Raw genomic sequence first — 14,907 nt, 5'->3', positions numbered from 1 at the left:
TCTTGCTGATGAGGTGTGACGGAGTAGTGTCGTCAGGTGAGGTCGGGATTACCCAAGCCCATTTCAGCGCTGGACATCAACTTGTCGATATCGATCAATATCAACATGCGTTCATCTATCGTCCCTAGTCCGACCAGATAATCAGACGCCATGGAACTATTCATGTCTGGCGCTGGTTTGATTTGCTCGGGACTCAAGGTAATGACGTCCGACACGCTATCGACCACCATGCCAACCACCCGACCGCTGACGTTCAAAATCACGACAACGGTGAATTGATCGTAGGTCGGTGTGCCAAGATGGAACTTGATGCGCATGTCGACGATAGGCACGATGATGCCGCGCAGATTGACGACGCCTTTCACGAACTCCGGTACGTTAGCGATGCGGGTGACAATATCGTAGCCGCGCAACTCCTGAACCTTTTGAATCGAGATGCCGTACTCTTCTTTGCCCAGCGTGAAAGATAAAAATTCCAGTGGGCCATTTGCTGCAGTGACAGATTGTGCGCTGTTCGCGGTTGCGTTCATGTGCACTCCTTTCCCAGTCTCCGTTATGCGTTCTATGAACGTCTCTTTTTGTTGAGTGGATATACACCGTCATCGCAGTGCAAGACTGCAATGGCGTCATTTACCATAATCAATTAGTTTCCGAGAGTCAATGCAGCGCGCGCCTAACTCAGCATTTCTCGGCATTTAAAACAACATGCGTTGCGCGGACGATAAAGCCGCGTTGTCTCAGGAGAAACCTTGGGCAATTTCAGTGCAAATTCCTAGCGAAAAATCGTGAAATCGCAAGAAAGTGTTAAATCCTGCGTGCGCATTCGTGGCAATTTATTCGAGACGATTCTTCACATCGAAATGGATGCGCAACTCATCCTTGATTTGAATAAAAACGACTAGAGTAAAATAGCGCGCTGCCGACTGAAACAGGCAGATGATTTTTACAAGATTGGCTAGAAACAAGCATGCTGCGACTCACTGACGTTCAACTCCCCTTAGACCATACCGAAGAAGACCTTCTGGCTGCGATCATCGCGCGTCTCGGCATCAAAGCCGAGGACCTGATCCAGCACACGGTTTTCCGTCGTGGTTACGATGCGCGCAAGAAAAACGCGATCATCATGGTCTATACGCTAGACGTCGAAATCCGCGATCAAGACAAGCATGCGAAGCGCTTGCAAGGCAATCGTCACGTCACGATTGCGCCCGACACCAGCTACCATTTTGTGGCAAAAGCCCCGGCGGATTTGACTACGCGTCCAGTCGTGATCGGCTTCGGCCCTTGCGGTATTTTCGCGGCATTGATACTCGCGCAAATGGGCTTTCGCCCAATCATTCTGGAGCGCGGCAAGGAAGTACGCGAGCGCACCAAAGACACCTTCGGCCTGTGGCGCAAGCGCGAACTGAATCCGGAATCGAATGTGCAATTTGGCGAAGGCGGCGCCGGTACTTTTTCCGATGGCAAGTTGTGGAGCCAGGTCAAAGATCCCAAGCATTACGGTCGCAAGGTCTTGATGGAATTTGTGAAAGCCGATGCTCCACCAGAAATCATGTACGTCAGCAAGCCGCACATCGGTACTTTCCGCCTCGTGAAAATGGTCGAACTGATGCGCGAAGAGATCGTCAAGCTGGGCGGTGAATTCCGTTTCGAGAGCAAGGTCGATGACATTGAAATCGAAGACGGCAAAGTGTGCGGCCTCAAACTCTCTGATGGTTCGCATATAGCAAGCGATCACGTCGTATTGGCGATCGGCCACAGCGCCCGCGATACCTTCGAGATGTTGCATGCACGCGGGATTTATCTGGAGCCGAAGCCGTTCTCCATCGGCTTCCGTATCGAGCATCCACAATCGTTGATCGACGCTTGTCGATTGGGGCCAAACGCCGGTCATCCAGTCTTGGGCGCAGCCGATTACAAACTGGTCTATCACGCGAGTAATGGCCGTTCGGTCTACAGCTTCTGCATGTGCCCAGGCGGCACGGTGGTAGCTGCATCATCGGAACCGGGTCGCGTCGTCACTAACGGCATGAGCCAGTATTCACGCAACGAACGCAATGCCAACGCCGGCATCGTGGTCGGCATTACGCCGGCTGATTACCCCGGCAATCCGCTGGCCGGTATGGAGTTTCAACGCCAGTGGGAAGAGCGCGCATTCGAGCTCGGCGGCAGCAACTACGATGCGCCTGGCCAGTTGGTTGGCGACTTCATCGCCGATAAGCCTTCGACTGAATTCGGTTCTGTGATCCCGTCCTACAAACCGGGCGTCAAGCTTGGCGATTTGAATACATCGTTGCCTAGCTACGTGATCGCAGCGATACGCGAAGCATTGCCAGCGTTCGAAAAACAGATCAAGGGTTTCTCGATGAACGACGCGGTGTTGACCGGTGTGGAAACGCGCACCTCGTCACCGATCAGCATCAAACGTAACGACGACGATTTGCAAAGCATCAACACGCGTGGCTTGTTCCCGGCTGGTGAAGGCGCAGGTTATGCAGGCGGCATCATGTCGGCAGCGATTGATGGCATACGTGTAGCAGAGGCGTTGGCGCTCAGCATGTTGGATAGTGTGAAGAACGGTACAACGAAGTAAACCTCAATTAAAACTCGTAATAAAAAACGCCGCAATCTTGCGGCGTTTTTTATTTCAAACAAATATATCGAATCAATAAATCTATAACCAGCCGGATTTTCTGAAGCGGTAGTAAAGATAACCGCACACGCTGCTCACCATCAGTACCGACACCGGATAACCGTACTTCCATTCCAGCTCCGGCATGAACTTGAAGTTCATCCCCCACAAACCGAAGAAGGCAGTCGCCACCGCAAAAATCGCAGCCCATGCGGCGAGGCGTTTATTCACTTCGCTTTCTTCAATTGTGACCATGGACAGATTGACCTGAATCGCGGTGGCGATCGTTTCACGGAAGGCATCGGCCATTGCGTTGATGCGATACAAATGATCGCCAATGTCGCGGAAGTAATCGCGCGTGCTTTCGCACAGATTCGGTACGCGTCCACCGTAGAGTTTGCTGACCGCTTCCATCAATGGCGCGACCACATGCTTCAGCATCACGACTTCGCGCTTGAGTTCATATAAACGTTCGATGTTGGCGCGCTGTGAACCTTTGTGGAAAATTTTCTCTTCTATCAATTCCAGTTCGCTTTCCAGCGCTTCCACCACCGGGAAGTAGCGATCAACCACGGCATCCATCAATGCATACAGGACGAAGGCGGAACCTTTACGTAATTGTTCCGGCTCCCGCTCACAACGTGCACGCACTCCGAGAAAGCCTTGTGCGCTGCGATTGCGCACCGACAGAATGTAATTAGGGCCGACGAAGATATCCAGCTCGCCGATGTGGACTGTGCCTTCGACCATTTCAGCCGTTTTCACGACCGCAAAGAGTGAGTCACCATATTCTTCAACCTTGGGGCGTTGATGACCGTTCATCGCATCTTCAATCGCCAGGTCGTGCAAGCCGAATTCTTCCTGCATCTGCTCGAGTTCGGCTGGTTCGGCATCCTTCAATGCGACCCACACAAAGCAGTCGGGGCGCTTCAGGTAATCGCTGATTTCTTCAATCGAGATATCGGATAATTTATTGCCATCCTGATAGGCAACGCAGTTGATAAGCATGGGCAAAAATCTCCGGAATGGGGCGCGATTTTGATCGGTCGTCGATGCGCGAGTGTACACGTGCTCGCGGTCTGTTCGTCAAGCATTCGGTGCGGTGCAATTTGCACAAAATACGACAGGGATAGATAACTAACGTCGCTGCAAGTTCATGGTTGACCGATGTTGACGCGATCAATCGCAGTCACGCATTTGGCTTTCACTGTGTTTGCTTTAACAGCACCTGTTTTTTCGATATCAGTGTTTGCCGATTTTTCCTTGCGGGCACAGCTCCGATAATTTTCTACATACGCATTGAAAACAGTTTGCGCCTGCGCAACTGGCAAAGCCGCCAGCCGTTTTGCCAGCCCTCGACTGATTTGAAAATGCTGGTAATCGATGGGCGCATCCCAATCACCGCCCCAGATCAGGAAACCGTTATCGGCGAACACGTCCACCACTTCTTCCGCCATCCCTTTACGCGTGGGTTTGCCAGGACGCACGGCCAGACGATTGGCATAGGCACTTCCAATAGCAGGCAAGTAAGCGGCCTTGCCGCCTTCTTCAAACTGCACAAATGGATTTTGCACCGGGTTGATGTCGATGGCAGCGCCGTAAGCATGCAGCGAGGGTGCGCTGCCGTTGGTCACGGCGCGGTCGTTGAAGGCCGAGGTATTGTTGTCGCGCATCGATGCCATATCGTCACCCATGTAGTGATCCATTAACTGCGCACCGGCAATCGCGAATTTTTTCTGCAATAGCGTATCGAAGATTGCCTGCACATGATCTACTACGGCAGCCATTACCATCACGGCGCCGTCGTCATGTATTTTTCCGTCAAATCCCAGATAAGAAAAATGCACGATGCGCAGTTGCGGGCAGCTAACAGGCGCAGTTTTATGCAAGACGCCCAGATCCTGCATGGTGCGACACATATTGGTATCGACCTCGACAATGCGCGATGTAGGCGACTTTGCCGCCTGACTATTCATCGCAACAAACATCAGCAACAGCAGACTGGATCCGGCGATATGCGATAAAGATGGCATGAATTGTTCTTTTGGAAATGGATGGCGTCTCAGCTTCGCATGACACGAAATATGCGGGCAAAAGAATGACTCATTATAGGAAGAGACGGCGGCCAGATGTGCGCAAACTGCGTGTTTTTCAATCGAGGCGGCGTAGAATGAGCGCTTCCCTACCTGTTGCGCTTGCCATGACCATTCTGCTTTCCACACTTAACGCCCGTTACACGCATGCCTCACTGGGTTTGCGCTGCCTGCTGGCGAACATGGGCGAGCTGCAAAGTGTGACGCAATTGCAGGAGTTCGTACTCGGCGCGCGTGCCACCGATATGGTCGAAAAGCTGCTCGCACATAATCCGCGCATCATCGGCTTCGGCGTCTATATCTGGAACGTCGAAGAAACCACCAAGCTGGTCGCGCTGCTCAAGCGTGTCGCACCCGAGGTTGTAATCGTGCTCGGCGGTCCGGAAGTTTCCTACGAATCGAATGAGCAAAGCATCGTGCAGATGGCTGATTATCTGATCACCGGTTGGGGCGATGTCACCTTCCCCGATTTGTGCAGACAGATTTTGAACGGCCCCAAGCCTTTGATGAAAACGCATCTCGGCGTGCAACCGCCGCTGTCTGAATTACCGATGCCCTATCAGCTCTACACCGACGAAGACATCGCACATCGCACGCTGTATGTAGAAGCCTCGCGCGGCTGTCCATTCAAATGCGAATTTTGTTTGTCGGCGCTGGATAAAACCGCATGGCCTTTCGATATTGATATCTTTTTGGCCGAGCTGGAGATCTTGCATGCACGCGGTGCGCGTCTGTTCAAATTCGTCGATCGTACGTTCAACCTGAATATCAAAACCAGTTTGAAGATCATGGATTTCTTCCTCGCCAAGCTGGCGGCGAATCCTGATGATCCGGTCTTCGCACATTTTGAAGTGGTGCCCGATCATCTGCCCGATGCCTTGAAAGAAGGCATCATGAAATTCCCGCCTGGTACCTTGCAGTTTGAAATCGGCATTCAAAGTTTTAATCCGGAAGTGCAGGCGCTGGTCAGCCGCAAACAAAATAACGAGAAGGCTGCAGAAAATATCCGCTGGCTATGCGAGCACTCGCATGCGCACATGCACGTCGATCTGATTGCGGGTTTGCCGGGCGAAGATATCGCCAGCTTTGCACGCGGCTTTGACAAACTGGTTGCGCTGCAGCCGCATGAAATTCAATTCGGTATTTTGAAGCGTCTGCGCGGCACACCGATTATTCGTCACACCAAAGAGTACGGCCTCGTATTCGATCCGCATCCGCCTTATACAATTCTGGCGACTGATCGCATCAGCTTCAATGAGATGCAGCAACTGGTGCGCTTTGCGCGTTACTGGGATTTGGTTGCCAACTCTGGGCGCTTCACGAATACCTTGCCGCTGATTCTGAATGCGGCCATGACAGATTCTCCGTTCTTCAATTTCATGCAGTTATCGAACTGGTTGTATGAAACGACTGATGCCACCAATCGCATTGCGCTAGAACGCCTCGCCGTGTTGGTGGCGAAATGGCTGGTCACTATCGGCATGGATGAAGAACAAGTTGCGACCGTGTTGCGCAGCGATTACGCGGGGCAAGCGAATACCAAATTGAAGGCGCAGGCCAGCAAGAAAGCGGAACATACAGCTGAGAAAAAAGCGGAGCATGCAGCGCTGCCGCAACGTCAGGCGCGCCACATGGCTGCCTAAATTTTTTACTTGAGTTGTTTGATGTAATTGTTGAAGTGATTATTGCAGCAAATTTTTAGGCAGCTTGTTTGCGCCAGCCTTCTATTAATTGCAGGCAGACAGGATCGAGTGCTTCTAGCGGAGTAGTTTTTTGTCTGTGAAAAATCATCAGCGCATACAGCTTTGCCAAGCCATTTACTTCAGGCGATAGCGCGCGTTCTTCGCCGGTTGATGGGCGTTCGGTGCGCCAGTAATTGATGATCTGTTCCAGTTCGGGCAATGTGATATCCATAAGCTTATTGTACCCGCCGAAAAAGATGCGGTAAAACGGTGGGTCATAGGTCTTGCACCGTGGAAAAATTAAAAGCAAGCTTAGGCAGTTTTGTCCGCGGCACTTCAATATCTTGCAGCAGTTTATTTTTTGCTGGTGTCGTTTTTGATTTTGTACCTACCATCGTTATTGTTTCTGTCTCCATGAATACAGCTTTCGACATCAAACGATTCTTCCCCTTTCTGCGCTGGCCGCGTCCAACTCTATCCTCGCTGAAAAGTGATGCATGGGCTGGCTTGAGCGTTGGTATGGTGTTGATTCCGCAAGCGGTTGCGTATGCAACGCTGGCTGGCATGCCGGCTGCGACGGGTTTATACGCGGCCTTGATTCCAAGTTTGATCGGTGTGTTGTGGGGTTCATCGGCATTGTTGGCAGTTGGTCCTGCTGCGCTGTCCAGCTTGCTGGTATTCGGTTCGCTGTCGTCGCTCGCTGTGCCAGCGTCCGAACAATGGGTCGCGCTGGCGATCTGGTTGTCTATCTATTCTGGCGCGATACAGTTTTTGCTAGGGGCATTCCGTCTCGGTCGTCTGAGTAATCTGGTGTCGCAACCTGTGATCGTCGGCTTTATCAATGCGGCGGCGATCATCATCATGATGTCGCAATTGCCTACGCTGTTTGGTGTGGTGGATATTTTCAGCACGCATCCTGTTGCGGTACTGGATCGCGTGATCGCCGATCCATCGCATATGTTGATGACCAGTGCATTTGGTTTGGGCACGCTGTTGCTGTTGGTACTGAGCAAACGCTTCTTTCCTACTTTCCCTAGTTTGTTGTTCATTACGATCTTAGCGACTGCGCTGAGCTGGGCGCTTGGTTATTCAGCAGCGGGCGGCGAAGTGGTTGGTGAAATCGCCCGCGGCTTGCCGCCGCTCGTATGGCCGTCATCGATTTCATTTGAACATCATCGCGAACTGTGGTCGGCTGGTTTGGTATTGGCCTTGATCAGCTTCACTGAAGCGATGTCTAGCTGTCGTGTACTGGCGCGCAAGCGGCGCGAACGCTGGGATGAAAATCAGGAATTGATAGGTCAGGGCTTGGCGAAAGTGGCGAGCGGATTTTCTGGTGCGTTCCCGGTCAGTGGATCTTTCTCACGTTCTGCGCTCAATTTATATGCTGGCGCTACCAGCGCCTGGGCCACGGTTTTCACACTGGTTTGCGTATTGGTCTGTCTGTTGTTCTTCACGGACCTTTTATATTTCGTGCCGCGCTCGGTGTTGGCTGCGCTGATTATCATGCCGGTGTTCAGCCTGTTTGACTTTGGCGCGTTCAAGCGACTGTTCACGATTTCACGTGACGATGGCGTGATCGCAATCGTGACCTTTATTGTGACGATCGCTGCAATGCCGCGTTTGCATTGGGGCGTAATGGCCGGCATCGTGCTGACGATGGTCTCGTACTTATATCGTCACATGCAGCCGCGCATCATCGAGGTCAGCGAACATGCAGACGGTACTTTGCGCGATAGACAGCGTTTCGATTTGCCGCGTTTGGCGAATGATTTATTGGTGGTGCGCATCGATGCAGCCTTGAATTTTTTGACTGGCGGTGCGCTCGATCATTTTGTGGTTGAGCAATGCAGTCGCGATCCGCATATCAAGCGCTTGCTATTATGCGTGGGCTCGGTCAACGATATTGATGCAACCGGTGTCGATACGCTGGAGTCCTTGCAGATCACGCTGAAAAGCATGGGCATCGATCTGTATGTGTCCGCGATCAAGAAGCAAGTGTGGGACGTACTGGAAGATGCCGGCTGGATAGAAGGCTTGAATCAGGATCACATCTTCATGACGGATCGTGAAGCCATCGCGGCGCTACGTGCTGCAAAGTAATTCGACTATTTGATGAGCATCGAGAATTCCATGTGGATTCAGATGTCCAATTTTTTCTCAATTTAATTTGCCGACTTCATGCCTTCAGGCATGTCTTAGTGTTGAGCAACAGGAGCAGTGTTTACATGCGTCGTAGCCGTTTTTTCAAGCATATTCCGACCTCAGAGAGCATTCAGCAAAATCGTTTCCTGAAACCATTTAGTCGTTACCTGCATCATCATTTTTTGTGGCAGTTCAACCGGCGCGGTGTGGCGGGTGGGCTGGCAGTTGGCTTGTTTGTCGGCATCGCGATTCCATTTGCACAGGTATTGTTTGGCACGATAGGCGCAATTTTTTTGCGGGTTAATTTACCTATCGCCGCATTCGCCACGTTTGCAACCAACCCATTCACAGTGCCACCGCTTTATTACGCGGCGTATCGTTTGGGTAATTTCTTGATTGGATCGGACGAGGCGTCCGCTGGTGCGGGCTTAGGCCCGGGTATGTTTGAGAAGGTCGTCAACGAGCAAGGTCAGGTCACTCATTGGTACGACAATTTGATCACCTGGGTACAAACAGTAGGCCCCGAATTAATGACAGGCTTGCTCATCATCGCGGTGGCATCGGCCGTCGCTGGTTATGTGTTGGTAAATGTGATCTGGCATTTTCAGGCACGTTATCGCTGGCACAAACGACGCTCGCGCATCTGCGTAAAATGAGCGCATAGCTTGCTGAAAAGCGAGTGAGTCCTAAAGAATAAAAACGTAAAAAAGGGGCGGCATCTGTTTAAGATGCCGCCCCTTTTTATTTACTGCGCTTACTTAGTGTTTACTTAGTCTCTGCTGCGTTTTTCGTATCGTCCGAATATGACGCGTGCAAATGCACAGGCGCGGGCTTGGCTTTGCGCATGCGGATATTGATCAGCTCCACGATCAATGCAAACGCCATCGCGGTATAGATGGTCACTTTTGGCACATGGTAATCAAAACCTTCGGCAATCAACACCACACCAATCGCTACCAGGAAGGCCAGCGCCAGAATTTTGATTGATGGATGGCGTGACACGAAGCGACCGATAGGCCCGGCGAATAACATCATCAAACCGACCGAGGCAATCACTGCCGCCACCATCACCTCTATGTGATCGACCATGCCGACTGCAGTGATGATCGAGTCCAGCGAAAACACCATATCAACCACCATAATTTGCAAGATGACCGCTGTGAAGGTTGCCTGCACCGCGCTGGACGCGTGGCCTTCTTCGCCTTCCAGCGATTGATGAATCTCGCCTGTGCTTTTCCAAATCAGGAAGAGTCCACCGCCTATCAAAATCAAATCTCGCCCCGAAATTTCTTGCTTGAACACAGTGAACAACGGTTCGACCAAGCCTACGATCCAAGCCAATACCATCAACAAACCTATCCGCATAAACATCGCAATGAACAGACCGAGCTTGCGGGCGAACTCGCGGCGTTCGACTGGCAGTTTGTCGACCAGGATGGAAATAAAAATGATGTTGTCGATGCCGAGCACGAGTTCCAGCGCGGTCAGGGTAAAGAAGGCCAGCCAGATTTGCGGGTCTGAGATGAGTTCGATCATGGGCAATTCTCCAGTGACATTCAATGTGAAAACGAAGCGCAGATTCTGTGCTGCAACGACGTTGTGATGTGGTGGCTGATGTCTCCAGTAGTTCTATTTTTTCTTAACGTTTTCTTGACATCTTCAGTCGTAAATAACGTGTTTCAACATTAGCAGGTAACGTTAAGCGCGCCAACAAGATCATGTTGAGCGCTGGTTTTCTGGCGACAGATTTGAGGCTTTATTTACTCACTCGATGTTGGTGGCGCATGCAGTGGTTTAGTCCGCACCGTAAAATAAGCGTGGCTATATAAATTAACGAAACCAAATAAACTAAACCGCATTTCAAGCAAAACTCGCATGCATATATTCACTTACGGTTCGCTGATGTTCCCGGAAATCTGGCAGCGCGTCGTGCGTGGCGATTACCTCTCGGCACCCGCCGTCGCGTCAGGCTACGCACGCTATGCGCTGGCCGACGACAGCTATCCCGGCATGATCGTCAGCGAAAAAGCCTCGGTAGAAGGCGTGCTGTACTTCGATGTGGACGCGCAAGACCTCGCCGTGCTGGATGCATTTGAAGGCAGCGAATATAGGCGCGATTCAATTGATGTTGTGATAAATTCAGGTGAAAGCGCGATAGCGTGTACTTACATTTTTATGGCGGAACAAAGACTGTCCGATTTGCCGTGGGAGCCGAAGGGCTTCCAGATGTCGCGTTTCATAGACTCTTATTGCCACGACAAATTGGGCGGATGAACGCTGGCTAGCCAGTATAATTCCGCCTACGTTTATTCCAATTCAAGGCGCGGTCTTGCACCGCCAGAAACAAATCCCATGCTCGCAGCACAAAAACAACGTCTCACCGAACTCTTCCAGGCCGCAGTTGCACCGCTGGTCGCCGGCACTGAACTCAATCCGACCGTCACGCTGGAGCGCCCGCGCGATCCTACCCACGGCGATGTCGCTTGCAATCTGGCAATGCAAATTGCCAAGCCGCTCAAAAAGAATCCACGCGAAGTTGCGCAGGCGCTGGTCGCTGCCCTTCTCGATAATCCGGCCAATCGCGATTTGATCGAATCGGCAGAAATCGCCGGTCCAGGTTTTATCAACTTGCGTTTGACCGCGGCTTCACGCCAGGCCGTTGTCAAAACCGTGTTGCGAGAAGGTGCGCAATACGGCAAGAGCGAGCTGGGCGCAGATAAAAAAGTCGTCATCGAATTTGTTTCCGCCAACCCGACCGGCCCGTTGCACGTAGGGCACGGTCGCCAAGCCGCCTTGGGCGACGCGATGTCATCGCTTTTCGACGCGCAAGGCTACGACGTCACGCGCGAGTTTTATTACAACGATGCCGGTGTACAAATCGCCACGCTCGCAACGTCAGTGCAAGCGCGCGCCAAAGGTTTGAAGCCGGGCGTGGAAGGCTGGCCTGAATCGGCTTACAACGGCGACTACATACAAGACATCGCCAACGATTTCATCGCGAAGAAAACCGTTTCCGCCAGCGATGGCGTACCGGTCACTGCCAGCGGCAACATTGACGACATCGAATCGATACGCACATTCGCCGTCGCGTATTTGCGTCGCGAACAAGATCTGGATTTGCAAGCATTCGGCGTCAAGTTCGATAACTACTATCTCGAATCATCTTTGTACAACGATGGCAAGGTTGTACAAACCGTCGATGCCTTGATCAAGGCCGACAAGACTTATGAACTGGATGGCGCGCTCTGGTTGCGCACCACCGATTATCGCGACGACAAAGATCGCGTGATGAAAAAGACCGACGGCACTTACACTTACTTCGTGCCTGACGTCGCGTATCACACAGTCAAATGGCAACGCGGCTTTACACAAGCGATCAACGTCCAGGGCAGCGATCACCACGGCACCATCGCCCGCGTGCGTGCTGGTTTGCAGGCACTCGATATCGGGATCCCGCAAGGCTATCCAGATTACGTGTTGCACAAGATGGTCACCGTGATGAAGAACGGCGAGGAAGTGAAAATTTCCAAACGCGCCGGTTCCTACGTCACGCTGCGCGATTTGATCGAGTGGTCGAATGGCGAAACCGCTGAAGGCGAAGTGCGCGATCTGACCCGTGGCCGTGACGCCGTACGTTTCTTCCTGATCTCGCGCAAGGCCGATACCGAGTTCGTATTCGACGTCGATATCGCGTTGACGCAAGGCGACGAAAATCCGGTCTACTACGTACAATATGCGCACGCGCGTATTTGCTCGGTGTTGAAGCAAGCCGAAGGTTCTGACTTCGATGAAGCCGCGTTGGTGAATGTCGATCTGTCGCCATTGACCGCACCGCGCGAAGCATCGCTGCTCGCCAAGCTTGCCGAATATCCAGAGACCTTGCAAAAAGCATTGGAAGAACTCGGCCCGCATCAAGTCGCATTTTATTTGCGTGACTTAGCAGGCGAATTGCATAGCTACTACAATGCAGAACGCGTGCTGGTAGATGACGTCGCATTGAAGATGGCGCGCATTGCCCTGCTGCATGCAACACGACAAGTATTACGTAACGGTCTGGCCTTGATTGGCGTTTCAGCACCGACCCGGATGTAACAGGAAACTTATGACTAAGAACACGAATAGCAAAAGCAAATCGAAAAGTAAAAAGCAGGCAGGCGGCACGCTACTCGGTTTGATCATCGGCCTTATTCTCGGCTTGGGTATTGCAGTGGGCGTCGCGATGGTGATTTATAAAACACCATTGCCGTTCACGAACAAAGCCGGCAACGTTGATAGAGCCGCACCAGCCAGCAATGAACTGAGCGATCCAAACAAACCGCTGTACGGCAAAAAACCGCCAGCCAAAGAACCGTTGCCGGTTCCTGGCGCGCCAGCACCTACCGTTTCTGAAGAAACCATCAAGCCACCAGTTGTCGACAAGGCAACCGCAGCTAAAGAAAAAGCGCAGCAAAAAGTGGAAGCGGCCAAAGCCGAAGCCGCCAAAGCCGAGAGCGCAGATGAAAAATGGATCTACTATCTGCAAGCTGGCGCGTTCGGCGCAATGGCCGATGCAGAAAGCATGAAAGCCAAACTGGCATTGATGGGTTTTGAAGCCACCGTTTCCGAACGCCAGGCAGAAACCGGCACCTTGCATCGCGTGCGCATCGGTCCTTTCGGCCAGCTGGAAACAATGAACCGAGTTCGCACCAAGTTGTCTGACAATGGCGTCGATGTCGCAGTCGTACGCATCGGAAAATAAAATTGGCACATAAGGAAAGGTCTACCATGCGTTTTTTTAAACATCTGTTGGCAGTCGCAGCAGTAGCAAGTTTCAGTTTGATGGCCTCCACCGCTGGCGCGTCGCCGGCAGCTCCGGTCAACGGCACCGATTACCGCACGCTGGAAAAAGCGCAGCAAACTGACGCCGGCAAAAAAGTCGAAGTCACAGAATTCTTTTGGTATTCCTGCCCGCATTGCAGCGCACTCGACCCATCACTCGAGGCGTGGATAAAAAAGAACGCTGACAAGATCGTCTTCAAACGCGTGCCGGTCGCCTTCCGCGATTCGTTTATCCCGCAACAAAAGCTCTACTACACGATAGAAGCATTGGGTCTGGTCGACACACTGCATCCACGTATCTTCCGTGCGATTCACTCAGAGCGTCAGCCGCTGGATACGGACAAACAAATCCTCGACTTCATCGCCAAGCAACCAGGCGTAGATATCAAGAAATTTACCGAGACCTACAACTCCTTCGGCGTACAAACCAAAGTTGGTCGCGCAACGCAATTGCAAGCGGCCTACAAAGTTGACGGCGTACCGATGATCGCGATTGACGGCCGTTATGTCACCTCGCCATCCATCGTCGGCGCATCGCTGGGCAATCGTCCAGAAGCTGTGTTGCATGAAGCGACATTGCAAGTGATGGATCATTTGGTTGCCAAGTCCGCCAAGTAACTCGACGCGTTTTAAATAAATACTGTTGCTGAAATTTTCAGCAATCATGTAAAACAAAGAAGTCCGCAACTCGCAAGAGGGCGGACTTTTTATTTGAGTTGGAAATAATGGGAGTTGCCATGCAAGCAAAACGAGTTTTCATCACTGGTGCATCCAGCGGCCTGGGCGCAGCACTCGCGCGACAGTACGCGAACCAAGGCGCAACGCTAGGCCTAGTCGCACGACGCGGCGAAGTCTTACGTGAACTCGCCGCCAGCTTGCCGAACGCAGAACGCCATCGCATCTATGCGCTCGACGTCAAGGACAGCGCAGCACTTGCGGACGCCGCCGCCGACTTCATCGCCGCTGCGCAAGGCATAGACATCGTCATCGCCAATGCTGGCGTATCACGCGGGACGCTGACTGAGTGTGCAGAAGATCTGCAAGTCTTCGAACAAGTCTTCGCCACCAACGTCACCGCAACCGTCGCAACGTTTGCACCATTTATCGCGACGATGAAGGCGCAAGCCGCAGCGGGCCAAGCCGGCGCACGATTGGTCGGTATCGGCAGTGTCGCCGGCATACGCGGTTTGCCGGGATCAGGCGCTTACAGCGCGTCCAAAGCTGCGGTCATCAGCTATTGCGAATCACTGCGTGTGGAATTGAAGAAGGACGGCATCAAGGTTGTCACGATTGCGCCTGGTTATATCGATACGCCTATGACGCAGGTGAATGATTATGCGATGCCGTTTTTGCTGCCAGCTGAGAAGTTTTCTAAGCGAGCCGTGGCATCGATCGCATCCGGTTGTAGTTATCGCGTGATACCTTGGCAAATGGGGGTCGTCGGGAAGTTATTGAGAATGCTGCCGAATGCGCTTTACGACGCGTTGTTTTCAAATGCCCCAAGAAAGAAGCGAAATATTTAATTAACAAGGGACGCATG

General features: G+C 52.2%; 15 protein-coding genes. 9 read left to right on the top strand and 6 right to left on the bottom strand.

The features are described 5' to 3' along the window. Nucleotides 1–32 precede the first annotated feature (32 nt). Nucleotides 33–530, bottom strand: a complete 498-nt coding sequence (locus Q7T66_RS00675) for a chemotaxis protein CheW (RefSeq protein ID WP_304931303.1) — start codon at nt 528–530, stop codon at nt 33–35. A 437-nt stretch (nt 531–967) separates the two neighbouring features. Between Q7T66_RS00675 and Q7T66_RS00670 the strand changes: the two genes are divergently transcribed. Beyond that, on the top strand, nt 968–2,593 hold the full coding sequence (locus Q7T66_RS00670; RefSeq protein WP_304931302.1) for an NAD(P)/FAD-dependent oxidoreductase: 1,626 nt from the start codon (nt 968–970) through the stop codon (nt 2,591–2,593). Nucleotides 2,594–2,674: 81 nt separating this feature from the next. Here Q7T66_RS00670 and corA read toward each other — a convergent pair whose 3' ends face one another. Together corA and Q7T66_RS00660 are read right to left on the bottom strand one after the other, a co-directional pair. Next, a complete protein-coding gene (gene corA / locus Q7T66_RS00665; RefSeq protein ID WP_304931301.1) occupies nt 2,675–3,640 on the bottom strand; it encodes a magnesium/cobalt transporter CorA in 966 nt (321 codons plus the stop codon). Nucleotides 3,641–3,786: 146 nt separating this feature from the next. Then, nucleotides 3,787–4,665, bottom strand: a complete 879-nt coding sequence (locus Q7T66_RS00660) for a M15 family metallopeptidase (protein WP_304931300.1) — start codon at nt 4,663–4,665, stop codon at nt 3,787–3,789. A 167-nt stretch (nt 4,666–4,832) separates the two neighbouring features. Between Q7T66_RS00660 and Q7T66_RS00655 the strand changes: the two genes are divergently transcribed. Continuing rightward, complete coding sequence (locus tag Q7T66_RS00655; RefSeq protein WP_304931700.1) at nt 4,833–6,368, top strand: B12-binding domain-containing radical SAM protein; 1,536 nt, start codon at nt 4,833–4,835, stop codon at nt 6,366–6,368. A gap of 55 nt (nt 6,369–6,423) precedes the next feature. Here Q7T66_RS00655 and Q7T66_RS00650 read toward each other — a convergent pair whose 3' ends face one another. Together Q7T66_RS00650 and Q7T66_RS00645 are read right to left on the bottom strand one after the other, a co-directional pair. Then, entirely contained in the window at nt 6,424–6,639 is a 216-nt protein-coding gene (locus Q7T66_RS00650) for a DUF3717 domain-containing protein (RefSeq protein WP_304931299.1), read from the bottom strand. Nucleotides 6,640–6,682: 43 nt separating this feature from the next. Beyond that, a complete protein-coding gene (locus tag Q7T66_RS00645; protein ID WP_304931298.1) occupies nt 6,683–6,823 on the bottom strand; it encodes a hypothetical protein in 141 nt (46 codons plus the stop codon). Here Q7T66_RS00645 and Q7T66_RS00640 point away from each other — a divergent pair. Further along, a complete protein-coding gene (locus Q7T66_RS00640) occupies nt 6,822–8,507 on the top strand; it encodes a SulP family inorganic anion transporter (RefSeq protein WP_304931297.1) in 1,686 nt (561 codons plus the stop codon). The genes Q7T66_RS00645 and Q7T66_RS00640 overlap by 2 nt on opposite strands. A gap of 125 nt (nt 8,508–8,632) precedes the next feature. Continuing rightward, nucleotides 8,633–9,205 (top strand): DUF2062 domain-containing protein, encoded by a 573-nt coding sequence (locus Q7T66_RS00635; protein WP_304931296.1) that lies wholly within the window; start codon nt 8,633–8,635, stop codon nt 9,203–9,205. Between the two features lie 109 nt (nt 9,206–9,314). Here the strand turns inward: Q7T66_RS00635 and Q7T66_RS00630 are convergent, their stop codons facing one another. Then, nucleotides 9,315–10,085, bottom strand: a complete 771-nt coding sequence (locus tag Q7T66_RS00630; RefSeq protein ID WP_304931295.1) for a TerC family protein — start codon at nt 10,083–10,085, stop codon at nt 9,315–9,317. Nucleotides 10,086–10,424: 339 nt separating this feature from the next. Between Q7T66_RS00630 and Q7T66_RS00625 the strand changes: the two genes are divergently transcribed. From Q7T66_RS00625 to Q7T66_RS00605, 5 genes are all read left to right on the top strand, one after another. Then, nucleotides 10,425–10,823, top strand: coding sequence for a gamma-glutamylcyclotransferase family protein (locus Q7T66_RS00625; protein ID WP_304931294.1), 399 nt, complete (start codon nt 10,425–10,427; stop codon nt 10,821–10,823). 78 nt (nt 10,824–10,901) lie between these two features. Beyond that, the gene (argS, locus tag Q7T66_RS00620) at nt 10,902–12,641 is read left to right on the top strand and encodes an arginine--tRNA ligase (protein WP_304931293.1); all 1,740 of its coding nucleotides are present in this window, start codon (nt 10,902–10,904) and stop codon (nt 12,639–12,641) included. Nucleotides 12,642–12,651: 10 nt separating this feature from the next. After that, nucleotides 12,652–13,287: an SPOR domain-containing protein gene (locus tag Q7T66_RS00615; RefSeq protein ID WP_304931292.1), complete on the top strand. Its 636-nt coding sequence runs from the start codon at nt 12,652–12,654 to the stop codon at nt 13,285–13,287. A 26-nt stretch (nt 13,288–13,313) separates the two neighbouring features. Continuing rightward, nucleotides 13,314–13,985: a thiol:disulfide interchange protein DsbA/DsbL gene (locus tag Q7T66_RS00610; RefSeq protein WP_304931291.1), complete on the top strand. Its 672-nt coding sequence runs from the start codon at nt 13,314–13,316 to the stop codon at nt 13,983–13,985. Between the two features lie 119 nt (nt 13,986–14,104). Then, nucleotides 14,105–14,890 (top strand): SDR family oxidoreductase, encoded by a 786-nt coding sequence (locus Q7T66_RS00605; protein WP_304931290.1) that lies wholly within the window; start codon nt 14,105–14,107, stop codon nt 14,888–14,890. The last annotated feature ends 17 nt before the right edge of the window (nt 14,891–14,907 follow it).

The organism is Herminiimonas sp. (assembly GCF_030655415.1).
Note: the sequence above shows the minus strand (reverse complement) of the source record. Positions and strands in the feature narration are given on the sequence as shown.